The sequence below is a fragment of the Parafrankia sp. Ea1.12 genome, assembly GCF_900465275.1.
Lineage (GTDB): Bacteria > Actinomycetota > Actinomycetes > Frankiales > Frankiaceae > Parafrankia > Parafrankia soli.
Genome location: NZ_UBIZ01000436.1, coordinates 1 through 24,714 on the forward strand (window position 1 = coordinate 1; position 24,714 = coordinate 24,714).

At 69.5% G+C, this 24,714-nt stretch carries 36 protein-coding genes; all 36 read left to right on the forward strand.

Annotated elements, in window-relative coordinates; all coding sequences use genetic code 11:
- Window positions 1-701 precede the first annotated feature (701 nt).
- The 36 genes from rpsL (at window position 702) to truA (ending at window position 24,627) form a co-directional block, all read left to right on the forward strand.
- Window positions 702-1,076, forward strand: a complete 375-nt coding sequence (gene rpsL / locus FMEAI12_RS25470; protein WP_009740532.1) for a 30S ribosomal protein S12 — start codon at window positions 702-704, stop codon at window positions 1,074-1,076.
- Window positions 1,076-1,546, forward strand: coding sequence for a 30S ribosomal protein S7 (rpsG, locus tag FMEAI12_RS25475; protein ID WP_020463481.1), 471 nt, complete (start codon window positions 1,076-1,078; stop codon window positions 1,544-1,546). The genes rpsL and rpsG overlap by 1 nt, the downstream gene beginning before the upstream one ends.
- A 6-nt stretch (window positions 1,547-1,552) precedes the next feature.
- Entirely contained in the window at window positions 1,553-3,649 is a 2,097-nt protein-coding gene (gene fusA / locus FMEAI12_RS25480; protein ID WP_071066147.1) for an elongation factor G, read from the forward strand.
- A gap of 76 nt (window positions 3,650-3,725) precedes the next feature.
- On the forward strand, window positions 3,726-4,919 hold the full coding sequence (gene tuf, locus FMEAI12_RS25485) for an elongation factor Tu (RefSeq protein ID WP_020463479.1): 1,194 nt from the start codon (window positions 3,726-3,728) through the stop codon (window positions 4,917-4,919).
- A gap of 288 nt (window positions 4,920-5,207) precedes the next feature.
- A complete protein-coding gene (rpsJ, locus tag FMEAI12_RS25490; protein ID WP_006539131.1) occupies window positions 5,208-5,516 on the forward strand; it encodes a 30S ribosomal protein S10 in 309 nt (102 codons plus the stop codon).
- A gap of 18 nt (window positions 5,517-5,534) precedes the next feature.
- A complete protein-coding gene (gene rplC, locus FMEAI12_RS25495) occupies window positions 5,535-6,245 on the forward strand; it encodes a 50S ribosomal protein L3 (RefSeq protein WP_020463478.1) in 711 nt (236 codons plus the stop codon).
- Window positions 6,242-6,961 (forward strand): 50S ribosomal protein L4, encoded by a 720-nt coding sequence (gene rplD, locus FMEAI12_RS25500; protein WP_071066146.1) that lies wholly within the window; start codon window positions 6,242-6,244, stop codon window positions 6,959-6,961. Before rplC ends, rplD begins: the two co-directional genes overlap by 4 nt.
- Window positions 6,958-7,254 carry a 50S ribosomal protein L23 gene (gene rplW, locus FMEAI12_RS25505; protein ID WP_018505130.1) on the forward strand — a complete coding sequence of 99 codons (297 nt, stop codon included), beginning with the start codon at window positions 6,958-6,960 and terminating at the stop codon, window positions 7,252-7,254. Before rplD ends, rplW begins: the two co-directional genes overlap by 4 nt.
- 58 nt (window positions 7,255-7,312) lie before the next feature.
- Window positions 7,313-8,146, forward strand: a complete 834-nt coding sequence (rplB, locus tag FMEAI12_RS25510; RefSeq protein WP_071066145.1) for a 50S ribosomal protein L2 — start codon at window positions 7,313-7,315, stop codon at window positions 8,144-8,146.
- A 75-nt stretch (window positions 8,147-8,221) separates the two neighbouring features.
- A complete protein-coding gene (gene rpsS / locus FMEAI12_RS25515) occupies window positions 8,222-8,503 on the forward strand; it encodes a 30S ribosomal protein S19 (RefSeq protein WP_071066144.1) in 282 nt (93 codons plus the stop codon).
- A complete protein-coding gene (gene rplV / locus FMEAI12_RS25520) occupies window positions 8,496-8,918 on the forward strand; it encodes a 50S ribosomal protein L22 (protein WP_018505127.1) in 423 nt (140 codons plus the stop codon). The genes rpsS and rplV overlap by 8 nt, the downstream gene beginning before the upstream one ends.
- Entirely contained in the window at window positions 8,918-9,895 is a 978-nt protein-coding gene (gene rpsC / locus FMEAI12_RS25525; protein WP_112108122.1) for a 30S ribosomal protein S3, read from the forward strand. The genes rplV and rpsC overlap by 1 nt, the downstream gene beginning before the upstream one ends.
- Window positions 9,896-9,901: 6 nt before the next feature.
- Complete coding sequence (gene rplP, locus FMEAI12_RS25530) at window positions 9,902-10,318, forward strand: 50S ribosomal protein L16 (protein ID WP_018505125.1); 417 nt, start codon at window positions 9,902-9,904, stop codon at window positions 10,316-10,318.
- Window positions 10,318-10,569 (forward strand): 50S ribosomal protein L29, encoded by a 252-nt coding sequence (rpmC, locus tag FMEAI12_RS25535; RefSeq protein ID WP_020463474.1) that lies wholly within the window; start codon window positions 10,318-10,320, stop codon window positions 10,567-10,569. Before rplP ends, rpmC begins: the two co-directional genes overlap by 1 nt.
- Window positions 10,570-10,589: 20 nt before the next feature.
- Window positions 10,590-10,898: a 30S ribosomal protein S17 gene (gene rpsQ / locus FMEAI12_RS25540; RefSeq protein WP_112108123.1), complete on the forward strand. Its 309-nt coding sequence runs from the start codon at window positions 10,590-10,592 to the stop codon at window positions 10,896-10,898.
- Window positions 10,899-11,054: 156 nt separating this feature from the next.
- Window positions 11,055-11,423: a 50S ribosomal protein L14 gene (gene rplN, locus FMEAI12_RS25545; protein WP_018505122.1), complete on the forward strand. Its 369-nt coding sequence runs from the start codon at window positions 11,055-11,057 to the stop codon at window positions 11,421-11,423.
- 12 nt (window positions 11,424-11,435) lie between these two features.
- On the forward strand, window positions 11,436-11,753 hold the full coding sequence (gene rplX / locus FMEAI12_RS25550; protein WP_041256661.1) for a 50S ribosomal protein L24: 318 nt from the start codon (window positions 11,436-11,438) through the stop codon (window positions 11,751-11,753).
- 29 nt (window positions 11,754-11,782) lie between these two features.
- Window positions 11,783-12,352 (forward strand): 50S ribosomal protein L5, encoded by a 570-nt coding sequence (rplE, locus tag FMEAI12_RS25555; protein ID WP_020463471.1) that lies wholly within the window; start codon window positions 11,783-11,785, stop codon window positions 12,350-12,352.
- Between the two features lie 3 nt (window positions 12,353-12,355).
- Window positions 12,356-12,541 (forward strand): type Z 30S ribosomal protein S14, encoded by a 186-nt coding sequence (locus FMEAI12_RS25560; protein WP_006539145.1) that lies wholly within the window; start codon window positions 12,356-12,358, stop codon window positions 12,539-12,541.
- Window positions 12,542-12,617: 76 nt separating this feature from the next.
- Window positions 12,618-13,025: a 30S ribosomal protein S8 gene (rpsH, locus tag FMEAI12_RS25565; protein WP_018505119.1), complete on the forward strand. Its 408-nt coding sequence runs from the start codon at window positions 12,618-12,620 to the stop codon at window positions 13,023-13,025.
- A gap of 12 nt (window positions 13,026-13,037) precedes the next feature.
- Window positions 13,038-13,574, forward strand: coding sequence for a 50S ribosomal protein L6 (gene rplF, locus FMEAI12_RS25570; RefSeq protein ID WP_112108124.1), 537 nt, complete (start codon window positions 13,038-13,040; stop codon window positions 13,572-13,574).
- Window positions 13,575-13,584: 10 nt separating this feature from the next.
- Entirely contained in the window at window positions 13,585-13,959 is a 375-nt protein-coding gene (gene rplR / locus FMEAI12_RS25575) for a 50S ribosomal protein L18 (protein WP_020463469.1), read from the forward strand.
- 29 nt (window positions 13,960-13,988) lie between these two features.
- Window positions 13,989-14,597: a 30S ribosomal protein S5 gene (gene rpsE, locus FMEAI12_RS25580; RefSeq protein ID WP_018505116.1), complete on the forward strand. Its 609-nt coding sequence runs from the start codon at window positions 13,989-13,991 to the stop codon at window positions 14,595-14,597.
- Window positions 14,597-14,782 (forward strand): 50S ribosomal protein L30, encoded by a 186-nt coding sequence (gene rpmD / locus FMEAI12_RS25585; RefSeq protein ID WP_020463468.1) that lies wholly within the window; start codon window positions 14,597-14,599, stop codon window positions 14,780-14,782. The genes rpsE and rpmD overlap by 1 nt, the downstream gene beginning before the upstream one ends.
- Window positions 14,782-15,276, forward strand: coding sequence for a 50S ribosomal protein L15 (rplO, locus tag FMEAI12_RS25590; RefSeq protein ID WP_071066139.1), 495 nt, complete (start codon window positions 14,782-14,784; stop codon window positions 15,274-15,276). The genes rpmD and rplO overlap by 1 nt, the downstream gene beginning before the upstream one ends.
- A 396-nt stretch (window positions 15,277-15,672) precedes the next feature.
- Complete coding sequence (secY, locus tag FMEAI12_RS25595) at window positions 15,673-16,965, forward strand: preprotein translocase subunit SecY (RefSeq protein WP_071066138.1); 1,293 nt, start codon at window positions 15,673-15,675, stop codon at window positions 16,963-16,965.
- Entirely contained in the window at window positions 16,965-17,618 is a 654-nt protein-coding gene (locus FMEAI12_RS25600) for an adenylate kinase (protein WP_020463465.1), read from the forward strand. The genes secY and FMEAI12_RS25600 overlap by 1 nt, the downstream gene beginning before the upstream one ends.
- 511 nt (window positions 17,619-18,129) lie before the next feature.
- The gene (gene map, locus FMEAI12_RS25610) at window positions 18,130-18,969 is read left to right on the forward strand and encodes a type I methionyl aminopeptidase (protein ID WP_112108125.1); all 840 of its coding nucleotides are present in this window, start codon (window positions 18,130-18,132) and stop codon (window positions 18,967-18,969) included.
- 233 nt (window positions 18,970-19,202) lie between these two features.
- On the forward strand, window positions 19,203-19,424 hold the full coding sequence (infA, locus tag FMEAI12_RS25615; RefSeq protein ID WP_006541558.1) for a translation initiation factor IF-1: 222 nt from the start codon (window positions 19,203-19,205) through the stop codon (window positions 19,422-19,424).
- A 55-nt stretch (window positions 19,425-19,479) separates the two neighbouring features.
- Window positions 19,480-19,593 carry a 50S ribosomal protein L36 gene (gene rpmJ / locus FMEAI12_RS25620; protein WP_003956441.1) on the forward strand — a complete coding sequence of 38 codons (114 nt, stop codon included), beginning with the start codon at window positions 19,480-19,482 and terminating at the stop codon, window positions 19,591-19,593.
- Window positions 19,594-19,847: 254 nt separating this feature from the next.
- Window positions 19,848-20,228 carry a 30S ribosomal protein S13 gene (gene rpsM, locus FMEAI12_RS25625; RefSeq protein WP_018505109.1) on the forward strand — a complete coding sequence of 127 codons (381 nt, stop codon included), beginning with the start codon at window positions 19,848-19,850 and terminating at the stop codon, window positions 20,226-20,228.
- Between the two features lie 78 nt (window positions 20,229-20,306).
- Window positions 20,307-20,711, forward strand: coding sequence for a 30S ribosomal protein S11 (gene rpsK / locus FMEAI12_RS25630; protein ID WP_020463463.1), 405 nt, complete (start codon window positions 20,307-20,309; stop codon window positions 20,709-20,711).
- A 35-nt stretch (window positions 20,712-20,746) separates the two neighbouring features.
- Window positions 20,747-21,376 (forward strand): 30S ribosomal protein S4, encoded by a 630-nt coding sequence (gene rpsD, locus FMEAI12_RS25635; protein WP_018638454.1) that lies wholly within the window; start codon window positions 20,747-20,749, stop codon window positions 21,374-21,376.
- Between the two features lie 282 nt (window positions 21,377-21,658).
- The gene (locus tag FMEAI12_RS25640) at window positions 21,659-22,708 is read left to right on the forward strand and encodes a DNA-directed RNA polymerase subunit alpha (RefSeq protein WP_041254923.1); all 1,050 of its coding nucleotides are present in this window, start codon (window positions 21,659-21,661) and stop codon (window positions 22,706-22,708) included.
- Between the two features lie 120 nt (window positions 22,709-22,828).
- On the forward strand, window positions 22,829-23,416 hold the full coding sequence (gene rplQ / locus FMEAI12_RS25645; protein ID WP_071066135.1) for a 50S ribosomal protein L17: 588 nt from the start codon (window positions 22,829-22,831) through the stop codon (window positions 23,414-23,416).
- A gap of 383 nt (window positions 23,417-23,799) precedes the next feature.
- The gene (gene truA / locus FMEAI12_RS25650) at window positions 23,800-24,627 is read left to right on the forward strand and encodes a tRNA pseudouridine(38-40) synthase TruA (protein WP_112108128.1); all 828 of its coding nucleotides are present in this window, start codon (window positions 23,800-23,802) and stop codon (window positions 24,625-24,627) included.
- The last annotated feature ends 87 nt before the right edge of the window (window positions 24,628-24,714 follow it).

Genomic DNA, 24,714 nt, shown 5'->3' on the forward strand with positions numbered 1-24,714 from the left:
GGTCGAGTCCCGGCTCCGGCTCCGCGTCCTGAGTGCCGGTCCTGGGCCCTGGGTCTGGTCCTCGGTGCCTGGCTTCCCGGTCTCGGGGCCTTGGGCGGAGGAATTGATGGATGCCTTTCGGCAGGGCGTTCGTGGAGGCCGGAGGGGTCGGCGGTAGGGTTCGCAGTGGCTGTTTTCCCGGTGGGAGGACGGCTGTGTCGGTACCGGTCCGGCGGGTTGGCGGATACCGGTCCGTCCGTGGAGCGCGCAACGGCCAGGCGCAGGCAGGACGTCCGTCGTCCGGTCGCGCCTGTCGTGGTCGTCGGGTGATACCCCGTTCGACACTTGACGTGGGCGTGGAGTAGTGTTGGCGCCTGTGGCCGGAGTCCACGTGGCTCTGGCGTGTGTCCTGCGCCCAGACGTGGCGCCGTGGCGCCGAGAACCGACCGCTCAGGTCAGGTACTCAGGCCGCCGTCGGTGACAGTCGGGTTCGGTCCGGCAGAGTCGGGCGGGTAGGCGCGCTCCTTCTGGGACGTATCGGACTTCCGGTACTTACAGAGGGCGCGACACGCCCGACCGCGTGGGTCGGGAACGGATACTCCGGCGCTCACGCTCCGTGCCATCCAGGCGAGGAGCGGCACCGCGACACAGCAGGCAGACAGGCCGGCCATCCGGGATGGCTGCCGGCGAGTACGACGAGGCACGAAGGAACGGGAGCGGCGTTGCCCACGATCCAGCAGCTGGTCCGCAAGGGCCGGCAGGACAAGGTCGAGAAGACCAAGACCCCGGCACTCAAGGGGAGCCCGCAGCGTCGTGGCGTGTGCACCCGCGTCTACACGACCACCCCCAAGAAGCCGAACTCGGCGCTGCGCAAGGTGGCACGCGTCCGGCTGAACAGCGGGATCGAGGTCACGGCCTACATCCCCGGGGTCGGTCACAACCTGCAGGAGCACTCGATCGTCCTGGTGCGTGGTGGCCGTGTGAAGGACCTCCCGGGCGTTCGCTACAAGATTGTCCGGGGCGCTCTCGACACGCAGGGCGTCCGTAACCGGAAGCAGGCTCGCAGCCGCTACGGCGCGAAGAAGGAGAAGGGCTAATGCCGCGCAAGGGGCCCGCGCCCAAGCACCCCGTCGTCGTCGACCCGGTCTACGGCTCGCCGCTGGTGACCGCCCTGGTCAACAAGGTGCTGCTGAGCGGCAAGAAGTCGGTCGCGGAGCGCATCGTGTACGGCGCGCTCGAGGGCGCCAAGAACAAGACCGGCAACGACCCGGTCGTCACGCTCAAGCGTGCGCTGGACAACGTCAAGCCCACGCTGGAGGTGCGCAGCCGCCGAGTAGGTGGCGCCACCTACCAGGTGCCGGTCGAGGTCCGCGCGGGCCGCAGCACCACGCTCGCGCTGCGCTGGATCGTCGGGTACTCCCGCGGCCGTCGTGAGAAGACGATGACCGAGCGCCTGATGAACGAGCTGATCGACGCGAGCAACGGCCTCGGCGCGAGCGTGAAGCGCCGGGAGGACACCCACAAGATGGCGGAGTCCAACAAGGCCTTCGCCCACTACCGCTGGTAACTCATCATGGCTGCTGACGCACGTGCCGCACTGGCCGCGACCCGGAACATCGGGATCATGGCCCACATCGACGCAGGCAAGACCACGACCACCGAGCGCATCCTCTTCTACACCGGTGTGAACTACAAGATCGGTGAAGTCCACGAGGGTGGCGCCACGATGGACTGGATGGAGCAGGAGCAGGAGCGGGGGATCACCATCACCTCCGCCGCCACCACCTGCTCGTGGCGTGACCACACCATCAACATCATCGACACCCCGGGCCACGTCGACTTCACCGTCGAGGTGGAGCGGTCCCTGCGCGTCCTCGACGGAGCGGTCGCGGTGTTCGACGCCGTCGCCGGCGTCGAGCCGCAGAGCGAGACGGTGTGGAAGCAGGCCGACCGCTACGACGTCCCGCGGATCGCGTTCGTCAACAAGATGGACCGGGTCGGCGCCGAGTTCCACCGCTGCGTCGACATGATGGTCGACCGGCTGGACGCGACGCCCGCCGTCATCCAGCTGCCCTGGGGTGTCGAGGCGGACTTCCGTGGCGTGATCGACCTGATCCGCATGAAGGGCCTGCTCTGGCACACCGAGGACAAGGGCGCCTCGTTCGAGACCGTCGACATCCCGACCGACCACGCCGAAGCCGCGCAGGAATGGCGGGAGAAGCTGGTCGAGACCGTCGCCGAGAACGACGACGAGCTCATGGAGCTCTACCTCGAGGGCGTCGAGCCCACCGAGGAGCAGCTCATGGCGGCGCTGCGGCGGTCCACGGTGGCCAGCAAGGTCAACCCGGTGCTCTGTGGTTCCGCGTTCAAGAACAAGGGCGTGCAGCCCATGCTCGACGCGGTTGTCGACTTCCTCCCCTCGCCGACGGACATCGGCTCGGTCACCGGCCACGCGGTCGGCAAGGAAGAAACCGAGATCGTCCGCGAGGCTGACGACGACGCGCCGTTCTCGGCGCTGGCCTTCAAGATCATGTCGGACCCGTACGTCGGCAAGCTGACCTACATCCGGGTGTACTCCGGCAAGATCACCAGCGGTACCGCGGTGCTCAACTCGACCAAGGACCGCAAGGAGCGCATCGGCCGCATCCTGCAGATGCACGCCAACCACCGGGAGGACCGGGACGGTGTGGGCGCGGGTCAGATCGTGGCCGTGGTGGGCCTGAAGAACACCACCACCGGCGACACGCTGTGTGACCCGAACTCGCCGGTCATCCTCGAGTCGATGATCTTCCCTGCCCCGGTCATCGACGTCGCCATCGAGCCGAAGACGAAGGCTGACCAGCAGAAGCTGGGCACCGCGATCCAGCGGCTCACCGAAGAGGACCCGACCTTCCAGGTCCGCACCGACGAGGAGACCGGTCAGACGGTCATCGCCGGTATGGGTGAGCTGCATCTCGAGGTCTTCGTCGACCGGATGCGCCGCGAGTACGGCGTCGAGGCGAACGTCGGCAAGCCGCAGGTGGCCTACCGCGAGACCATCCGCCGCAAGGTGGAGAAGGTCGACTACACCCACAAGAAGCAGACGGGTGGGTCCGGGCAGTACGCCCGCGTGATCATCGACCTGGAGCCCTCCGGCGGCGACGGCGGCGGCTACGAGTTCGAGAACAAGGTGACCGGCGGACGCATCCCGCGGGAGTTCATCCCGTCGGTGGACGCCGGCTGCCAGGAGGCCATGGAGTTCGGCGTCCTGGCCGGTTACCCGCTCGTCGACGTCAAGGTCACGCTACGGGACGGCCAGTTCCACGAGGTCGACTCCTCCGAGCTCGCCTTCAAGATCGCCGGTTCCATGGCCTTCAAGGACGCGGCCCGGAAGGCCGACCCGGTCATCCTCGAGCCGATGATGTCGGTCGAGGTCACGACGCCCGAGGACCACATGGGCGACGTGATCGGCGACCTCAACTCGCGGCGTGGGCAGATCCAGGCCATGGACGAGCGGGGCGGTTCCCGGATCGTCAAGGCCCTGGTGCCGCTCTCGGAGATGTTCGGGTACGTCGGCGACCTGCGGTCGAAGACCTCCGGGCGGGCGAGCTACTCGATGCAGTTCGACTCCTACGCCGAAGTCCCGCAGAACGTCGCCAAGGACATCATCGCGAAGGCGAGGGGCGAGTAGCAGGCCCGCCGGGCCGGGCTGCCGGCACCACTGACGACAACACAGCACGACACCACCCGTCCTTGGAGGGACACCAGTGGCGAAGCAGAAGTTCGAGCGGACCAAGCCGCACGTCAACATCGGGACCATCGGTCACATCGACCATGGCAAGACGACGCTGACGGCCGCGATCACGAAGGTCCTGCACGACGCGCACCCGGACCTCAACCCGTTCACGCCGTTCGACCAGATCGACAAGGCGCCGGAGGAGAAGGCCCGCGGGATCACGATCTCGATCGCGCACGTCGAGTACCAGACCGACGCGCGGCACTACGCGCACGTCGACTGCCCCGGGCACGCCGACTACATCAAGAACATGATCACGGGTGCCGCGCAGATGGACGGCGCGATCCTGGTGGTCTCGGCGACCGACGGCCCCATGCCGCAGACGAAGGAGCACGTGCTCCTGGCCCGCCAGGTCGGCGTGCCGTACATCGTCGTGGCGCTGAACAAGGCCGACATGGTCGACGACGAGGAGATCCTCGAGCTCGTCGAGCTCGAGGTCCGGGAGCTCCTGAACACCTACGAGTTCCCCGGCGACGACGTCCCGGTCATCCGCGTCTCCGCGCTCAAGGCGCTGGAGGGCGACAAGGAGTGGGGCGAGAAGCTCCTCGAGCTCATGGCGGCGGTGGACGCGTCCATCCCCGAGCCCGAGCGTGACATCGACCGGCCGTTCCTCATGCCGATCGAGGACGTGTTCACGATCACGGGTCGTGGCACGGTCGTCACGGGTCGTATCGAGCGTGGAATCGTCAAGGTCAACGAGACCGTGGAGATCGTCGGCATCAAGCCGGAGACCACCACGACGACCGTGACCGGCGTCGAGATGTTCCGCAAGCTGCTCGACGAGGGCCAGGCCGGTGACAACGTCGGCCTCCTCCTCCGTGGCATCAAGCGCGAGGACGTCGAGCGCGGCCAGGTCATCGTGAAGCCGAAGTCGATCACCCCCCACACGGTGTTCGAGGCGCGCGTCTACATCCTCAACAAGGACGAGGGTGGCCGGCACACGCCGTTCTTCAAGAACTACCGGCCGCAGTTCTACTTCCGCACCACCGACGTGACCGGCGTCGTGACCCTCCCCGAGGGCACCGAGATGGTCATGCCGGGCGACAACACCGAGATGACGGTCGAGCTCATCCAGCCGATCGCCATGGAGGAGGGCCTGCGGTTCGCCATCCGTGAGGGTGGCCGGACCGTCGGTGCGGGTCAGGTTCTGAAGGTCATCAAGTAGTGGCGGCGGGCGGCGGGTGCCCCAAGGGGTCCCGCCGCCCGCTGTTGCTGGCCGGCCACGCCGGGGCGTAACGCTCCGCGTCGCGACCAGGATCGCAAGCCGCCCGCGAGGGCCGCGCACGCGCGGCCGACGGGGCACCAGACAAGGCGGTACACCCGGCACGAACCCGGACCCGCCGGGCCGCCCGCCCTTTCCGGCGGCGGCCCGCGCCGCGGAGCGGGAAGAGGTCGACGGGGACCCGGTAGTGATACCGGCCGGACGAGACAGACAGGACAGGCGAAGCCCACCATGGCGGCACAGAAGATCCGCATCCGGCTCAAGGCCTATGACCACGAGGTCATCGACAGCTCGGCGCGGAAGATCGTCGAGACCGTGACGCGTACCGGTGCGCAGGTCGCGGGTCCGGTGCCGCTGCCGACGGAGAAGAACGTCTACTGCGTCATCCGGTCGCCGCACAAGTACAAGGACAGCCGCGAGCACTTCGAGATGCGGACGCACAAGCGGCTGATCGACATTCTTGACCCGACGCCGAAGACGGTCGACTCGCTGATGCGCCTCGACCTGCCCGCCGGCGTGGACATCGAGATCAAGCTGTAAGAGGGGCCGGCGCCAGTCATGCTCAACCGCAATTACAGAGGGCTCCTGGGCACCAAGCTCGGGATGACCCAGGTATGGGACGCGAACAACCGCGTCGTGCCGGTCACCGTCATCCAGGCCGGCCCCAACGTCGTGACCCAGGTCAAGACACCCGACTCCGACGGCTACTCGGCCGTCCAGCTCGGCTACGGCGAGATCGACCCGCGCCGGATCAACAAGCCGATGCGCGGCCACTTCGAGACCTCCGGTGCCACTCCCCGGCGGCACCTCGTCGAGCTGCGCACCGCGGACGCCGGCAACTACCGGCCCGGCCAGCAGCTGACCGGTGAGGTGTTCGACGCCGGCCAGGTGGTCGACGTCACCGGCACCTCCAAGGGCAAGGGCTTCGCCGGTGTCATGAAGCGGCACGGCTTCAAGGGCCTGGGCGCCGGTCACGGCGTCGAGCGCAAGCACCGCTCGCCGGGTTCCGTCGGCGGCTGTGCCACTCCGGGGCGGGTCTTCAAGGGCCTGCGGATGGCCGGCCGGATGGGGCACGACCGTGTGACCGTGGCTGGGCTGACCATCCACGCCGTCGACACCGAGCGCGGCTTCCTGCTGATCAAGGGTGCGATTCCCGGCCCCGACGGCGGTCTGGTCTTCGTTCGCAGCGCGGCCAAGCGCCCCGCTCCGGAGCCGGCCGCTCCGGTGGCGGCCGCGGCCGCCGGCACCGGTGAGGAGGCCTCGGCATGAGCCCGACGGCAACGATGACGAAGGAAGCCCCCGCCGAGGCGGACGCGCCGGTGGACCGCACGGTCCCGGTGCACGCCCCCGCGGGCGGCGACGCCGGCAGCGTCGAGCTGCCCGGCGCGGTGTTCGACGTGCCGGTGAACGTGCCGCTGATCCACCAGGTCGTCGTGGCGCAGCTCGCCGCGGCCCGGCAGGGCACGCACTCCACGAAGACCCGCGGCGAGGTCCGTGGCGGTGGGCGCAAGCCGTACCGCCAGAAGGGCACCGGCCGGGCACGGCAGGGCTCGCTGCGCGCGCCGCAGTTCACCGGCGGTGGCATCGTCCACGGCCCGACGCCGCGCAACTACGACCAGCGGACACCCAAGAAGATGAAGGCCGCCGCGCTGCGCGGGGCCCTGTCGGACCGGGCCCGCAACAACCGGCTGCACGTGGTCTCGTCGCTGGTCGCCGGTGACACCCCGTCGACCAAGTCGGCTGTGGCCGCGCTGACCAGCCTGGTGGACGCGCGCCGCGTCCTGGTCGTGGCCCTCCGCTCGGACGAGCTGACCTGGCTCAGCCTGCGCAACGTGGCCGAGGTCCACCTGCTCGACCCGGGCCAGCTCAACACCTACGACGTGCTGGTGAGTGACGACGTGGTGTTCACCGAGGGCGCGCTCACCGCGTACCTCGGTCGCGCCTCCCGTCCGGCGACCTCAGCCGGCGAGGAGGAGGACAAGTGATCCCCGACCCGCGAGACATCATTCTCCGGCCGGTCGTCTCCGAGAAGAGCTACGGCCTGCTCGACGAGAACGTCTACACGTTCATCGTCCGCCCCGACGCGAACAAGACCCAGATCAAGCTCGCCGTGCAGAAGATCTTCAACGTGCGGGTCACCCGGGTCAACACGATCAACCGGGCGGGCAAGCGCAAGCGGACCAAGCACGGCTGGGGACACCGCTCGGCCACCAAGCGGGCGCTCGTCAGCCTCGCGCCCGGTGACAGCATTGAGATCTTCGGAGGCCCCGGTGCCTGACACCCGCGTGGGGCGTACCCGGGTGCCGCTCGGCCCGGCGTCGGATCGGAAGTAGAGCATGGGTATTCGCAGGTACAAGCCGACGACGCCGGGGCGTCGTGGGTCGAGCGTCGCCGACTTCGTCGAGATCACCCGTGATCACCCCGAGAAGTCGCTCGTTCGCCCGCTGCACTCCAAGGGCGGCCGCAACGTCCACGGGCGGATCACGACCCGCCACCAGGGCGGCGGCCACAAGCGGGCCTACCGGATCATCGACTTCCGGCGGGACAAGGACGGCGTGCCGGCCAAGGTCGCGCACATCGAGTACGACCCGAACCGCACCGCGCGGATCGCCCTGCTGCACTACGTCGACGGCGAGAAGCGCTACATCCTCGCCCCGGTGAAGCTGCACCAGGGCGACATGGTCAGCTCGGGTGTCGGCGCGGACATCAAGCCGGGCAACGCCCTGCCGCTGCGCAACATCCCGACCGGCACCGTGGTCCACGCCATCGAGCTGCGTCCCGGCGGCGGCGCCAAGATCGCTCGCAGCGCCGGCACCAGTGTGCAGCTCGTCGCGAAGGACGGGCCGTACGCCCAGCTCCGGATGCCCTCCGGTGAGATCCGCAACGTCGACGTGCGCTGCCGCGCCACCGTCGGCGAGGTCGGCAACGCCGAGCAGAGCAACATCAACTGGGGCAAGGCCGGCCGCATGCGCTGGAAGGGCCGTCGGCCCACCGTGCGTGGTGTCGCGATGAACCCGGTCGACCACCCGCACGGTGGTGGTGAGGGCAAGACCTCCGGTGGCCGCCACCCGGTCAACCCGAAGGGCCGTCCGGAGGGCCGCACCCGCCGCACCAAGAAGTCCAGCGACGCGCTGATCGTCCGGCGCCGCAAGCAGAACAGGCGGCGGTAGTCATGACTCTGCTCGCCCGGCCGCCGGCCAGCTCGATCCGCACCCACCACTGAGCAGGAAGGAGGAGACACAGCCATGCCACGCAGTCTGAAAAAGGGCCCGTTCGTCGACGACCACCTGCTCAAGAAGGTGGACGCGCAGAACGCCAAGGGCACCAAGCACGTCATCCGGACCTGGTCGCGTCGTTCGACCGTGATCCCCGACATGCTGGGCCACACCATCGCCGTGCACGACGGGCGCAAGCACGTCCCCGTGTTCATCACCGAGGGAATGGTCGGGCACAAGCTCGGCGAGTTCGCGCCCACGCGCACCTTCCGCGGGCACGTCAAGGAGGACCGGAGGTCACGCCGTGGCTGACGACCTCGTCGACGGCCTGACCCGCGCCGGCCTGCCCGGCGCGAAGGCGACCGCTCGATACGTGCACACCTCGCCGACCAAGGCCCGTCGGGTCGTCGACCTGGTCCGCGGCCGGTCCGCGAGCGAGGCGCTCGACATCCTCCGGTTCGCGCCCCAGGCGGCGAGCACGGATGTCTACAAGGTCGTGGCGAGCGCGGTGGCGAACGCGGAGAACAACCACAACCTCGACCCGGCGACGCTGTGGATCGGCGCCGCCTATGTGGACGAGGGGCCGACGCTCAAGCGCATCCGGCCGCGCGCGCAGGGCCGGGCCTACCGGATCCGCAAGCGCACCAGCCACATCACGGTCGTGGTGGAGAGCCGGGAACCGGTGTCCACTGGCGCCGGCGCCAGGACTACAAGGAGGGCCCGGTAGTGGGGCAGAAGGTAAACCCGCACGGGTTCCGACTTGGCATCACGTCGGAGTTCACCTCCCGTTGGTACGCCGACAAGCAGTACAAGGCGTACGTCGGTGAGGACGTCAAGATTCGCAAGATGATGTCCAAGGGCATGGAGCGGGCCGGCATCAGCCGGGTCGACATCGAGCGCACCCAGGGTCGGCTGCGGGTGGACATCCACACCGCCCGCCCGGGCATCGTGATCGGCCGGCGTGGCGCCGAGGCCGACCGCATCCGCGGTGACCTCGAGAAGCTGACCGGCAAGCAGGTGCAGCTCAACATCCTCGAGGTGAAGAACCCCGAGGTCGACGCGCAGCTCGTGGCGCAGGGCGTCGCCGAGCAGCTCTCCAGCCGGGTCAGCTTCCGCCGCGCGATGCGTAAGGCGATGCAGTCCGCGATGAAGAGCGGCGCCAAGGGAATCCGGGTCCAGTGCTCGGGCCGCCTCGGCGGCGCCGAGATGAGCCGGTCGGAGTTCTACCGCGAGGGCCGGGTGCCGCTGCACACGCTGCGCGCGGACATCGACTACGGCTTCTACGAGGCCCGGACGAACTTCGGCCGGATCGGCGTGAAGGTCTGGATCTACAAGGGCGACATCGTCCAGAGCCGCGCGGAGCGGGAGGCCCAGGAGGCCCTGCTGCGTCAGCAGCGCCGGGAGCGCCCGCGCCGCGGGCCGCGCTCGGGCTCGTCCGGCACCACGCAGGGCGGGACGGACGCCGGTCGGGCCGCGGCCCGCGCCGGCGACCGCCGCGGTCGTGGTGGCAGCGGTGGCGGTGGCGGCTCGGCGGAGAAGGCTTCCGCCGCCGAGAAGGCCCCGGCGGAGAAGCCGGCGACCGAGTCGGCCGCGGTCGAGGGCACGCCGGTGGAGACCCCGGCGGTCACGCCCGAGACCACCGCGGCCCCGGCCGCAGTGACGACCGCCGAGGCCCAGGGCGCGCCGGAGAAGGCGGAGGGTTAGGAAAACATGCTTATTCCCCGGAAGGTCGCGCACCGCAAGCAGCACCACCCGAAGCGGACGGGCGCGGCCAAGGGCGGCACCAGGATCGCCTTCGGTGAGTACGCGATCCAGTCGCTGGAGTCGGCCTACGTGACGAACCGGCAGATCGAGTCGGCGCGTATCGCGATGACCCGGCACATCCGGCGTGGTGGAAAGGTCTGGATCAACATCTATCCGGACCGCCCGCTGACGAAGAAGCCCGCCGAGACCCGGATGGGTTCCGGCAAGGGCTCGCCGGAGTGGTGGGTCGCGAACGTGAAGCCCGGACGCATCATGTTCGAGCTTTCCGGCGTGGCCGAGCCGGTCGCCCGTGAGGCGATGCGGCGCGCCATCCACAAGCTGCCGATGAAGTGCCGTTTCGTGACCCGTGAGGGTGGTGCCTGATGGCCGTCACGACAACGGACGACCTGCGCAGCCTGCCCGCCACCGAGTTGGTCGACAAGCTGCGCGAGGCCAAGGAGGAGCTGTTCAACCTCCGCTTCCAGGCCGCGACCGGGCAGCTTCGCAACAACCGCCGGCTGCGTGACGTCCGCCGGGACATCGCCCGGATCTACACGGTCATGCGTGAGCGCGAGCTCGGGATGAGCGGCGATCCGGCCGTCGCGGTGGACGCCGCCGAGTCGGATCGGGCGTGAGCGCAGTGAGCGGAGAAGACGTGAGCGAAGTCAGCACGGACAGCACCCCCACCCCCAGCACCGAGGAGGCGCCTTCCGAGCGCGGCTTCCGCAAGGTGCGTGAGGGTCTGGTGATCAGCGGCAAGATGCAGAAGACGGTGGTCGTCGCTGTCGAGGACCGGGTCCAGCACCCGCTCTACGGCAAGACGATCCGCCGTACCAAGAGGGTCAAGGCGCACGACGAGAACGGCACCGTCGGTGTCGGCGACCGCGTCCTGCTGATGGAGACGCGGCCGCTGTCGGCCACCAAGCGCTGGCGGGTCGTCCAGATCCTCGAGAAGGCGAAGTAGGTCCCTCTGGGGATCGCGGTGGATCGGCCGGTGGCAGGGCTCGCGTGAGGCGGGCCCGCCGCCGGCCGGACACGCAGACCTCGCGGTCGTCACCGGTGGCAGTGAGTAGAGCCGGTCGGCGGCGGTCGGGCGGCAACGGGTGATCAGGAGCGGAAAGTGATTCAGCAGGAGTCGCGACTTCGGGTCGCCGACAACACCGGAGCCAGGGAAATTCTGTGCATCCGGGTGCTCGGCGGCTCTGGGCGTCGTTACGCGGGGATCGGCGACATCATCGTCGGCACGGTGAAGGACGCCCTGCCCGGCGCCGGCGTGAAGCGCGGCGACGTGGTCAAGGCGGTCGTGGTGCGCACCAAGAAGGAACGGCGGCGCCCGGACGGCTCCTACATCCGTTTCGACGAGAACGCCGCGGTGCTCATCCGGGACGGGGGAGACCCCCGTGGTACCCGCATCTTCGGGCCGGTCGGCCGCGAGCTGCGGGACAAGCGTTTCATGAAGATTATTTCGCTGGCGCCGGAGGTGCTGTAGACCGTGGCCGGTATGAAGATCAAGAAGGGCGACACGGTCCAGATCGTCACGGGCAAGGACCGCGGCCTGAAGGGCAAGGTCATCCGGGCCATCCCCGACCAGAACAAGGTCGTGGTCGAGGGCGCCAACCGGGTCACCCGGCACACCCGCGTCCAGCAGAGCTCGCGTGGCTCGCAGTCCGGCGGGATCGTCACCCAGGAGGCGCCGATCCACGTCAGCAACGTGATGATCGTCGACCCGTCCGACGGCCGTCCGACCCGCGTCGGTTACCGCTTCAACGACGACGGCACCAAGGTCCGGATCTCGCGCCGCACCGGTGCCGAGCTCTAGGCCCCCGGCGCAAGGCTAGGAAACGAGACATGAGTGTGACCACGGAAGCCCGGCCGGTCCCGCGGCTGAAGCAGCGGTACCGCGAGGAGATCGCCCCGGCGCTGCGGGAGGAGTTCTCCTACGGCAACGTCATGCAGATCCCCGGCGTGGTGAAGGTCGTCGTCAACATGGGCGTCGGCGACGCGGCCCGGGACGCGAAGCTGATCGACGGCGCGACCAGGGACCTTGCGGCCATCACCGGCCAGAAGCCGGCGGTGCGCCGGGCGAAGAAGTCCATCGCCCAGTTCAAGCTGCGCGAGGGCCAGCCCATCGGGGCGAAGGTGACCCTGCGCGGTGACCGGATGTGGGAGTTCCTGGACCGTCTGGTCACGATCGCGCTTCCCCGCATCCGCGACTTCCGCGGGCTCTCGCCGAAGCAGTTCGACGGCGCCGGGAACTACACGTTCGGCGTCATCGAGCAGTCGATCTTCCACGAGATCGACATCGACCGGATCGACCGGGTCCGGGGCATGGACATCACGGTCGTGACCACCGCGACCAACGACGACGAGGGCCGGGCGCTGCTGAGGGCGCTGGGCTTCCCGTTCCGGGAGAGCTGAGAAATGGCGAAGAAGGCGCTGGTCGAAAAGGCCGCCCGCAAGCCCAAGTACGCCGTCCGCGGCTACACCCGCTGCCAGCGGTGTGGCCGTCCGCGCTCTGTCTACCGGGTGTTCGGCCTGTGCCGGGTGTGCCTGCGGCAGATGGCCCACCGCGGCGAGCTGCCCGGCGTGACCAAGAGCTCCTGGTAGTTCAACACACGATCGCGGTAGGCCCGCGCACCTCGTGCGCGAGCGGCGGGAACCCCCGTGAGAAAGGCGTCAAGCCATGACGATGACCGATCCGATCGCGGACATGCTCACCCGTGTCCGCAACGCCAACCGGGCTTATCACGACCGGGTGGTGATGCCGCACAGCAAGATCAAGACGCACATCGCCGAGATCCTCCAGCAGGAGGGCTACATCCTCGGCTGGCACGTCGAGGACCCCGCCGAAGGCGCGGTCGGCCGCACGCTGATCGTCGACCTGAAGTACGGCCCCAACCGGGAGCGGTCGATCGCGGGTGTGAAGCGGATCAGCAAGCCGGGTCTGCGTGTGTACGCGAAGTCGACGAACCTGCCGAAGGTCCTCGGTGGCCTGGGCGTCGCGATCATCTCCACCTCGTCGGGTCTTCTGACCGACAGGCAGGCCGGCAAGCGGCGCGTGGGCGGGGAAGTCCTCGCCTACGTCTGGTAAGGAAGGCGAACGATGTCACGGATCGGGCGCCAGCCCATCAGTGTTCCCACCGGCGTGGAGATCTCTCTCGACGGCCCCAAGGTCACGATCAAGGGCCCCAAGGGCTCGCTGAGCCACACGGTCGCGGAGCCGATCGAGGTCGTCCGCGAGGACGGTCAGCTCATCGTCAACCGGCCGAACGACGAGCGGCGTAGCCGCGCGCTGCACGGCCTCACCCGCACCCTGGTGTCCAACATGGTCGTCGGGGTCACCGCCGGGTACTCGAAGACTCTGGAGATCGTCGGAGTCGGATACCGGGTCCAGGCCCGCGGCTCGGACCTCGAGTTCGCCCTCGGCTACAGCCACCCGGTACCGGTGAAGGCCCCTGAGGGGATCCGGTTCGAGGTGCAGACCCCCACCCGCTTCGTCGTGCACGGCATCGACAAGCAGCAGGTGGGCGAGGTCGCCGCCAAGATCCGCGGACTGCGCAAGCCCGACCCCTACAAGGGCAAGGGTGTGCGGTACCAGGGCGAGGTCGTTCGCCGCAAGGTCGGGAAGACCGGGAAGTAGGTAGACAGACATGGCAGTGAGCCTCAGCGCCAGTGCGCGCCGGCGGACGGCCAAGCTCCGCCGCCACGTCCGCGTGCGCAAGAAGGTGTCGGGCACCCCGATCCGGCCGCGTCTCGTCGTCACCCGGTCCTCGCGGCACATCTACGCCCAGGTCATCGACGACGTCGCCGGGCACACGCTGGCCTCTGCGTCCACGTTGGAGGACGGGCTGCGCGCCTCCGACGGGGACAAGAGCGCCAAGGCCCGCGAGGTCGGTCGGCTCGTCGCCGAGCGCGCCCGCGCCGCCGGGATCGACGCCGTGGTGTTCGACCGGGGCGGTCGTACGTACCACGGGCGGATCGCCGCGCTGGCGGACGCGGCCCGCGAGGGCGGGCTGAACTTCTGATGATCACATCCACTAGGGAGATGTTCTAGATGCCAGGCCAGCAGCGCCGCGGAGGCGGCTCCGGCGGTTCCGACCGCCGCGAGCGCCGCGACCGTTCGGGCGGTGGCCCGGCGCAGGAGAAGACCGCTTATGTCGAGCGGGTCGTCGCCATCAACCGCGTGGCGAAGGTCGTGAAGGGCGGGCGTCGGTTCAGCTTCACGGCGCTCGTCGTGGTGGGCGACGCGGACGGCACCGTCGGCGTCGGCTACGGAAAGGCCAAGGAGGTCCCCGCGGCGATCGCCAAGGGGGTCGAGGAGGCCAAGAAGCACTTCTTCAAGGTCCCGCGCATCGGCTCCACCATCCCGCACCCGGTGCAGGGTGAGGAGGCCGCCGGGGTCGTGCTGCTCAAGCCCGCCTCGCCCGGTACCGGTGTCATCGCCGGTGGTCCGGTGCGCGCCGTGCTGGAGTGCGCCGGGGTGCACGACGTACTGTCGAAGTCGCTCGGGTCGTCCAACCCGATCAACATCGTGCATGCGACCGTCGCCGCGCTGCGCGGGTTGATGCGTCCCGAGGAGATCGCCGCCCGCCGTGGGCTGCCGCTGGAGGATGTCGCTCCGCCGGCGATGCTGCGTGCGCGGGCGGCCGGGGTCGGTGCGTAATGGCCAAGCTGCGCATCACCCAGATCCGCTCCGGGATCGGCGGCACCCGCAACCAGCGCGAGACGCTGCGCACGCTGGGGCTGCGCAAGATCAACGCGAGCACCGTCCGTGACGACCGTCCCGAGGTTCTCGGGATGATCGCGACCGTGACCCATCTCGTCCGGGTCGAGGAGGTGGACTCCTGATGGCCGAGAAGACGCTGGAGAAGTCGGACTCCGCCACCGCGCAGGAGCGCGGCCGCGGGCTGAAGGTCCACCACCTTCGCCCGGCGCCGGGTGCCCACAAGAAGAAGCAGCGGGTGGGCCGCGGTGAGGGTTCCAAGGGCAAGACGGCCGGCCGTGGTACCAAGGGCTCGAAGGCACGCAAGCAGGTGCCGGCGCGCTTCGAGGGCGGCCAGATGCCCCTGCACATGCGGGTTCCCAAGCTCAAGGGCTTCCGTAACCGGTTCCGCACCGAGTACCAGGTGGTGAACGTCGCCACCCTGGAGGAGCTGTTCCCCGACGGCGGCACGATCGGCGTCGACGAGCTGGTCGCAGCCGGCGCGGTTCGGGGCAAGTCGCTGGTGAAGGTGCTCGGTGACGGTGAGATCGGCGTGGCCGTCCAGGTGACGGCGCATGCCTTCTCCGGTTCGGCGAAGCAGAAGATCGAAGCCGCCGGGGGCAGTGTCACCCAGGCGTGAGAATGCCTCGGGACGGGTGGGGTGACCTACCCGTCCCGAGGCGTTCGTGCGTTCTCCGGCCAGCGCACCGCAGTCGGTCGCCGGTGTCACCGCGAGCCTGGTGGCCGTCGGATGACCCGAGTACGGGGCCCTGAATCGTGACGCCGCGTAGTGGCCGCTGTGGGGTGCGGAGGAGGCCGGCAGGCGGTGTAAGGGCTCGCCGGTAACGCTGCAACAGGTGCCTCCTCGCTCTGAGTCTCGAGTACACCGGTGCCTACCGCGAGTGATGTCCGGACGAGTGGGCCTCGGGTGCTGTTAGAGTCGCCTCACCGCGTACGGTCGGCTTCGGCGGCCAGCGGCGATCCGTACCGGACATCGAGTCCGTCCCGTCAGCCGTAAGGATCAGCAGGAGGAGTCGTGCTCACCGCCTTCACGCGGGCCTTCCGCACGCCCGACCTGCGGAAGAAACTGCTCTTCACCCTCGGCATCGTCGTCCTGTTCCGGTTCGGCAGCGTCATGCCGTCGCCCGGCGTCTCCACGGCGGCGGTGAACGCGTGTCTGGACTCGGCCAGCGCCGAAAGCAACAACGTGTACTCGCTGATCAACCTCTTCAGCGGTGGCGCTCTCCTTCAGCTCTCGGTGTTCGCGCTCGGCATCATGCCGTACATCACCTCCAGCATCATCATCCAGCTTCTGGTGGTGGTGATTCCGCGGCTCGAGCAGCTCAAGAAGGAAGGCAGCTCGGGTGAGCAGAAGCTCACCCAGTACACCCGTTACCTGACGGTCGCCCTGGGCGTCCTCCAGGCCACCGGCATCGTGGCGCTCGCCCGCAGCGGCCGGCTCTTCCCTGGCTGCAGCGCCCAGATCATCCCGGACACGAGCCTCTTCCGCATCGTCACCATCGTGATCACTATGACCGCTGGAACCGCGGTCATCATGTGGATGGGTGAGCTGATCACCGCCCGCGGCGTGGGCAACGGCATGTCCCTGCTGATCTTCACCTCGATCGCGGCGGCCCTGCCCTCCCAGGGCGGACGGATCCTCCAGGTCGCCGGTGGCGTCGTGTTCAGTCTCGTGATCCTGCTCGGTCTGGCCATCGTGGTGTTCGTGGTGTTCGTCGAGCAGTCGCAGCGCCGCATCCCGGTGCAGTACGCGAAGCGGCTGATCGGGCGCCGGATGTACGGCGGGACGTCGACCTACCTCCCGATCAAGGTGAACCAGGCCGGCATCATCCCGGTCATCTTCGCCTCCTCGCTGCTCCAGCTCCCGCAGCTCGTGGGCCAGATGTGGAGCAACCAGACCTTCCAGGACTTCGAGCAGCGCTACCTGTCCCGCGGGGACCACCCGCTCTACCTCGTGGCCTACGGTGCGCTGATCATCTTCTTCACGTACTTCTATGTCGCGATCACCTTCAACCCGACGGAGGTCGCCGACAACATGAGAAAGTACGGCGGGTTCATCCCCGGGATCCGACCCGGCCGGCCCACGGCCGAATACCTGGATCACGTGCTGTCCCGCATCACCCTCCCTGGCTCGCTGTTCCTGGGGGTCATCACGGTGTTGCCGTTGGCGCTTCTCAACCTGACGAAGGACCAGCCCTTCCCGTTTGCTGGTACCTCGGTTCTGATCATGGTGGGAGTGGGGCTGGAGACCGTGAAACAGATTGAAAGCCAGCTCATGCTGCGCAACTACGAAGGATTCCTCCGGTAGTGCGCCTCGTACTGGTCGGACCGCCAGGCGCCGGCAAGGGGACGCAGGCTGCCTTCATCGCGCAGGCGAGATCCATTCCGAAGATCTCGACCGGCGACATCTTCCGGGCGAACGTCCGCGAGGGAACCGAACTTGGTGTCCAGGCGAAGGCGTTCATGGACTCCGGCGACCTCGTCCCCGACGAGATCACCATTGGCATGGTGCGCAACCGTCTCGCCGAGGACGACGCGGTCAAGGGCTTCCTCCTGGACGGCTTCCCGCGCAACGTCCCGCAGGCCGAGGTGCTCGGCGGAATGCTGGACGCGATGGGTACGCGTCTCGATGTGGTCCTCGAGTTGGTCGTCGACGACGACGAGGTGGTGCGGCGGCTCTCCGGCCGGCGGACCTGCCGGAACTGCGGGCACATCTGGCACCTCGACTTCGACCCGTCCCGGGTCGAGGGAATCTGTGACCGGTGCTCGGGGGAGCTGTTCCAGCGCGATGACGACCGTCCTGAGACGGTGCGCCACCGCCTCGAGGTGTATGCGGAGCAGACCTCCCCGCTTGTCGCCTACTACGCGGCCAAGGGCGTGCTCATCGGCATCGACGCGACCGGCCCGGTCGACAACGTGACCGATCGTGCCCTGGACGCGCTGCGCCACTACGGCGACTGACCGAGGCCGCCCCGCTCGCCGCGCCGTGACTCCGCCATACCTCGCGTCTCCTGCGTTTCCCGCACGGAACGCGGGCTCGGCGGCCCGAGGCCCGGCGTTCCGGAGCGCGGCGGTCCCGGGCATGGACACGGCTGCGGTGGTCCGAGGCCGGGCGGCGGGGGGCTGCCCGTGGCCTGGCGCCGTGCGGCCCCTGAGGGCCTCGCCGGCAGGTCGGCGGGCCCCGGCCTACGGGGGCCCCGGGCAGTTGAGGTCCTGCGGCTCGCAGGCGCCATGCGCGCACGTTTTTCGCCGGGGACATCCGCTCTTGACGAACGAGCCCTCATCTCGGTCACCGCGGACGGTTATCGTCGGTAGGGGAACGGACGCGGGAGCGCGCCCACGGGGGATATGGGCGCGGCAGGCCCGTGCCGGGGCGGCAGCGCCGGCGGGGTTCGGACCCCGGCCGGGCTCAGACGAGGCGACGGGCACCTGTACGTCGCGAACACTACTGAGGGACGGGACCGGGTAGAGCGTGGCACGACGAGAGCACGTCCAGATCAAGACGGCATACGAGATCGCCAAGATGCGGGTGGCCGGGCTGCTCGTCGCGAAGACCCTGGCGGCCTTGCGCGCGGCGGTGGCTCCGGGCATCACCACGGAGGATCTCGACGCCCTCGCGGAGAAGACGATCCGTGCCGACGGGGGCATCCCGTCCTTCAAGGGCTACGCGCACCCTCCGTACCCGGCCTCGATCTGTAGCTCGGTGAACAACGAGGTGGTCCACGCGATCCCCAGCCGGCGCCGGGTGCTGCGCGAGGGGGACATCATCTCCATCGACTGCGGCGCGATCGTCGACGGCTGGCACGGCGACGCCGCGATCACCGTCCCGGTCGGCGAGGTGCCCTCCGAGGTCCTGGACATGCTCCGGGTCTGCGACGAGGCCCTGTGGCGCGGTCTTGCCGCCGCGCAGCTCGGCGGCCGGCTGACGGACATCAGCAACGCGGTCGAACGGCACATCCTCCCTCACGGCTACGGCATCGTCGACCACTACGGCGGTCACGGCATCGGGTCGGAGATGCACCAGCCGCCGCATGTGCTGAACTACGGCCGGGCCGGCCGGGGGATGAAGCTGGTCGAGGGCGTCGCGCTCGCGATCGAGCCGATGATCACTTTTGGCTCGCCGGACACCGTCATCCTCGAGGACGAGTGGACGGTCGCGACCAAGGACGGCTCGCTCGCCGCCCACACCGAGCACTCCGTCGCTGTCACCCCGCGTGGTCCGTGGGTGCTCACCGAGCCCGACGGCGGCGTGGCGAGGTTCGCGGAGCTGGGTGTGGTCTGCGGGCAGCCCGCCGACGCACCCACAGGCTGAGCGATCAGCCCCGCCCGTCGGTCCGATCGGGGTCGTGTGGGGCCCGTGTTGGCCCTTGACGGATGCGGCACGTACACTCATGAGTCGACGGTCTACAGCGTTGTCGGTGTCCATCGTTTCGTACGGTGACCCCGCGCGGTGACCCCGCGTGAGCGCACTCTCGGGTGCTCGATCGCTCGCCCCATGCGCGTCCGGGCCGTCATCCCAGCGTCGACGTCAGGACAGCGGAGGACATGCCGAAGAAGGACGGGGCCATCGAGATCGAAGGCCGAGTGGTGGAGCCGCTCCCGAACGCCATGTTCCGGGTGGAGCTCCAGAACGGTCATCGTGTTCTCGCCCACATCAGTGGCAAGATGCGTCAGCACTACATCCGGATCCTTCCCGAGGACCGGGTGGTGGTGGAGCTCTCGCCATACGACCTGTCCCGCGGTCGCATCGTCTACCGCTACAAGTAGTCGTCATCTCACCAGCGAGCGCGGCCCACGGCTGCGTGTGGAGGTTCGTGCGGCCGTGAAGGTCAAGCCGAGCGTGAAGAAGATCTGCGACAAGTGCAAGGTGATCCGCCGTCACGGGCGTGTCATGGTCATCTGCGACAACCTGCGCCACAAGCAGCGCCAGGGCTGATGACGGTCGGCGGGCCACTGGCCCGCCGACCATCACCGGCGGGCCCTGGGGCCCGCCGGTGACATCTGGCGGGCAGCAGGCCCGCCGCCAGAAGCGACACCAGGCCGCGTCACGCGGTTCCCACCCCCGGTCGGAGGCCGGGGCCTCGTCGGTTTCACGGACCGGTGCCACCCGTCAGGGCGGCGTCGGCGTCCGGGCCGAGGCGGGGGCGGTGTCGCCCGAGACCTCCGGGTTCAGGAAGGAACCACCGCGTCATGGCACGCCTTTCCGGCGTCGACCTTCCCCGCGAGAAGCGGGTTGAGATCGCGCTGACCTACATCTTCGGGATCGGTCGCAGCCGCTCCCGGGACACCCTCGCCGCAACCGGGGTCAACCCGGACACCCGGGTCCGTGACCTCACCGACGACGAGGTCCAGAAGCTTCGGGAGTGGATCGACGCGAACTACCGCGTCGAGGGCGATCTCAACCGTGAGATCAAGCAGGACATTCGCCGCAAGATGGAGATCGGCTGCTACCAGGGTCTCCGTCACCGCCGCAACCTTCCCGTCCACGGCCAGCGCACGCACACCAACGCGCGTACCCGCAAGGGCCCGCGCCGCGCCATCGCCGGGAAGAAGAAGGCCGGCAAGAAGTAGTCACCGGTCACTCCCGGGCCTCGGTGCCCGGGCTCCACGACCGCTGATCGACGACCTCGTAGACGGAGACCACGGGTTATGCCTCCCAAGACACGCGCCGCCGGCGTCAAGAAGGTCCGGCGGAAAGAAAAGAAGAACGTCGCCCACGGGCACGCTCACATCAAGAGCACGTTCAACAACACGATCGTCTCGATCACGGACCCCAGCGGGAACGTGATCTCGTGGGCGTCGGCCGGCCACGTCGGCTTCAAGGGCTCCCGCAAGTCGACCCCGTTCGCCGCGCAGATGGCCGCCGAGAACGCGGCCCGCAAGGCGCAGGAGCACGGGATGCGCAAGGTCGACGTCTTCGTGAAGGGTCCCGGTTCCGGCCGGGAGACGGCGATCCGCTCGCTGCAGGCCGCCGGCCTGGAGGTCGGGGCGATCCAGGACGTCACCCCCACCCCGCACAACGGCTGCCGCCCGCCGAAGCGTCGCCGGGTCTGAAGTCCGCGCCAGGGATACGAGAGAGAAGGACAAGCATGGCCCGTTACACCGGCGCGGACTGCAAGCGTTGCCGCCGCGAGAAGACGAAGCTGTTCCTCAAGGGCAGCAAGTGCGAGACCCCGAAGTGCCCGATCGAGATCCGGCCGTACCCGCCGGGCGAGCACGGCCGTGGCCGCACGAAGGACTCCGAGTACCTGCTGCAGAAGCGCGAGAAGCAGAAGTGCGCGCGCATCTACGGCATTCTGGAGAAGCAGTTCCGGGGCTACTACGACGAGGCGAACCGCCGCGCCGGCAAGACCGGTGACGAGCTGCTGAAGATCCTCGAGTCGCGCCTGGACAACGTGGTCTACCGGGGTGGCTTCGCGCCGTCCCGTGACGCCGCCCGCCAGGCCGTCCGGCACGGTCACGTGCAGGTCAACGGCCGCAAGGTCGACATCCCGAGCTACCGGGTCACCGAGAACGACATCGTGGAGATCGCGCCGAAGTCGCGCGAGCTCACCCCGTTCATCGTGGCCCGCGAGACCGCGGGGACCGGCCGCACCGTCCCGCCGTGGATCGAGGCCATCCCCAGCCAGATGCGCCTGCTCGTCCACTCGCTGCCCGCGCGCCAGGTGATCGACACCCAGGTGCAGGAGCAGCTGATCGTCGAGCTCTACTCGAAGTAGTCGCCGCCGTCCGGCGCCGGTCTCGTGCCGGCGCCGGGTCCGCGTCGGCCCCCGGTCTCGTGCCGGGGCCGGGCGGCGACCGGGCCACGGATCATTCCCGCTCGGCCCGGGGCCCGGGCATGGTGGCGGCGCACGGGGATCCAAGGGGATCACGGTGGGCCGCGGAGGCCCGGGCGTACTGTTGTGTGGTGCGGGGGCGGACCGATGCCCCCGTGCCGGCTCCTCTTCAGGGGCATCCACGGCGTCATATGGCGGTCGCCGTGTTCGGAAGGAAGTTCTCTCATGCTGATCGCTCAGCGTCCCTCGCTCGCCGAGGACCCGATCTCCGAGTTCCGGTCGCGCTTCGTGATCGAGCCGCTCGAGCCGGGCTTCGGCTACACCCTCGGCAACTCGCTGCGCCGCACCCTGCTGTCCTCCATCCCGGGCGCGGCCGTGACGAGCATCCGGGTGGACGGCGTCCTCCACGAGTTCTCCACCGTTCCCGGGGTCAAGGAGGACGTGACCGACCTGATCCTGAACCTCAAGGAACTGGTCGTCAGCTCCGACAACGACGAGCCGACCGTGATGTACCTGCGCAAGCAGGGCCCCGGTGAGGTCACCGCGGCCGACATCGCCCCCCCGGCCGGCGTCGAGGTGCACAACCCCGACCTGCACCTGGCCACCCTCAACGACAAGGGCAAGCTCGAGATCGAGCTGACCGTCGAGCGGGGCCGTGGCTACGTCAGCGCCGCCCAGAACAAGCAGCCGGGCCAGGAGATCGGTCGCATTCCGATCGACTCCATCTACTCCCCGGTGCTGAAGGTCACCTACAAGGTCGAGGCGACCCGTGTGGAGCAGCGCACGGACTTCGACCGGCTCATCGTCGACGTGGAGACGAAGCAGTCGATCTCCCCGCGGGACGCGATGGCCAGCGCCGGCAAGACCCTCGTCGGCCTGTTCGGGCTGGCCCAGGAGCTCAACGCCGAGGCGGAGGGCGTCGACATCGGCCCGTCCGCGGCGGACGCCGCCCTGGCCGCCGACCTGGCGCTGCCGATCGAGGAGATGGACCTGACCGTCCGCTCGTACAACTGCCTCAAGCGCGAGGGCATCCACACCATCGGTGAGCTGGTGTCCCGCAGCGAGGCGGACCTGCTCGACATCCGCAACTTCGGGCAGAAGTCGATCGACGAGGTCAAGACCAAGCTGGGTGCCATGGGCCTGCAGCTCAAGGACTCCCCGCCCGGGTTCGACCCGCGCCAGGCCGTCGACACGTACGGCACCGACACGTACAACCCGTCGTTCTCCGACCCGTCCGACGACGGTCGCGAGTTCGTCGAGACCGAACAGTACTGATCTGACCGTGTCCCCGGGCGCCCGGTTCCAGCCGGGCGCCGGGGCACACGTCCACCGGGGGCCTAGCCGTGCTTCCCGGCGGCGCCTGGAGAGCAGCGAAAGGAACGAGGAGCACCCATCATGCCCACGCCAACCAAGGGCGCCCGGCTCGGCGGCAGCCCCGCACATGAGCGGCTGCTGCTGGCCAACCTCGCCACCGCGCTGTTCGAGCACGGCGGCATCACGACCACCGAGGCCAAGGCGCGCCGGCTGCGCCCCTACGCCGAGCGCCTGGTCACCCACGCGAAGCGAGGTGACCTGCACGCGCGGCGCCGGGTCATGCGGGTCGTCCGGAACAACTCGGTCGTCCACACGCTCTTCACCGAGATCGGCCCGCGCTACGCCGACCGTCCCGGCGGCTACACGCGGATCGTGAAGCTCGGCCCGCGCCGGGGCGACGCGGCGCCGATGGCCCGCATCGAGCTGGTCGAGGCGCTGACCGTCGCACAGACGGCCGTCTCCGAGGCCGAGCGTGCCCGCGGCACCCGGTTCGCGGCCCGCAAGGCTCCGACCGGGGCGACGGCGGAGGCCGCCGACGACCTCAAGAACGAGTCGCCGACCGCCGCCGCGGTGGCGGCCGAGGCCCAGGCGGAGCAGCCCACCGCCGAGGCCGGCGCCGCGGACGACGCGGCGACGACCGAGGCCAAGGACACCAAGCCGGAGAGCTGACCATGTCGGTCGGCCGCCGCACGGTCCGACCGCTCGCGTCGATCTCTGGTCCGGGCAGGAGCCCGTCGCCCATCATGGGCGGCGGGCTCCTGCCCTGTGGCGTCCCGCCGGGCGTCGTGTCGCTCACGGCGGTCCGGGCCGGAGTGACCCGTGACGACCGTGTCGTGGTGTGGGAGAGCGCGATGGGGCCGCAGGCCACCGGTGAGGCGCCGGAACCGGGGGACGGCGACCCCGGGATCCCCACCGGCCCTGGAAGCCAGACCGGCCCCGGAGGTCAGGCCGGCTCCGGGAACCAGGTCGGCCATGGGAGCCAGGGTGGCTTCGGGAAGGCCGTGCGCCGGGTTGATCGGCCGGCGCAGCTTCGACACGAGGGACGCGCGCTCATGAGACCGGCCGAGGGACTGATCCGGCTGCGCCTGGACCTCGCCTACGACGGCACGGCCTTCGCCGGCTGGGCCCGCCAGCCCGGCCAGCGGACGGTCCAGGGTGACGTCGAGGACGCGCTGATGCGGGTCGCGCGGCTGCCGGCCGTCCGGCTCACCGTCGCCGGGCGCACCGACTCCGGCGTGCACGCCGCCGGCCAGGTGGCCCACGTCGACATCCCAGACGACACGCCGGTCGGTGGGCTCGCCCGCAGGCTGAACGGCGTGCTCGACCGCGCCGTCCGGGTGAAGGGCCTCGCGCCCGCCCCGGACGGGTTTGACGCCCGCTTCTCCGCGCTGTCCCGCAGATACGTCTACCGGATCACCGACGCCCCGTACGGGGCGGACCCGCTGCGCCGTTTCGACACCCTGGCGTCGCCGCGGCCGCTGGACGTCCCGGCGATGGCCGAGGCGGCGCTGCTGCTGCTCGGCGAGCATGACTTCGCCGCCTTCTGCCGGCGGCGCGAGGGCGCCACGACCGTCCGCACCCTGCTGCGCCTGGACGTCTCCCGCTCCCGCGACGTCATCCTCGCCGACGTCGAGGCGGACGCGTTCTGCCACTCCATGGTGCGTGCCCTGGTCGGCGCGCTGGTGGCGGTGGGGGAGGGCCGGCGCCGGCCGGAGTGGGTGGCCGCCGTCCTGGGCCGGGGCATGCGAGATCCCGCGGTGACCGTGCTCCCGGCCCACGGGCTGACCCTGGTGGAGGTCCGCTACCCGCCGGACGCCGCCCTCGCCGCGCGGGCCCAGGTGACCCGCGCGGTCCGCGTGCCGACGACGCCGTCCGGCTAGCGTCTGGCAACGGTCCGCCAGACGGTCGCTTCGGCCGTCCGGCCAGCAGCGCCTCCGGCCGGACAGCCGGAGGCGTGCGTGTCTTTC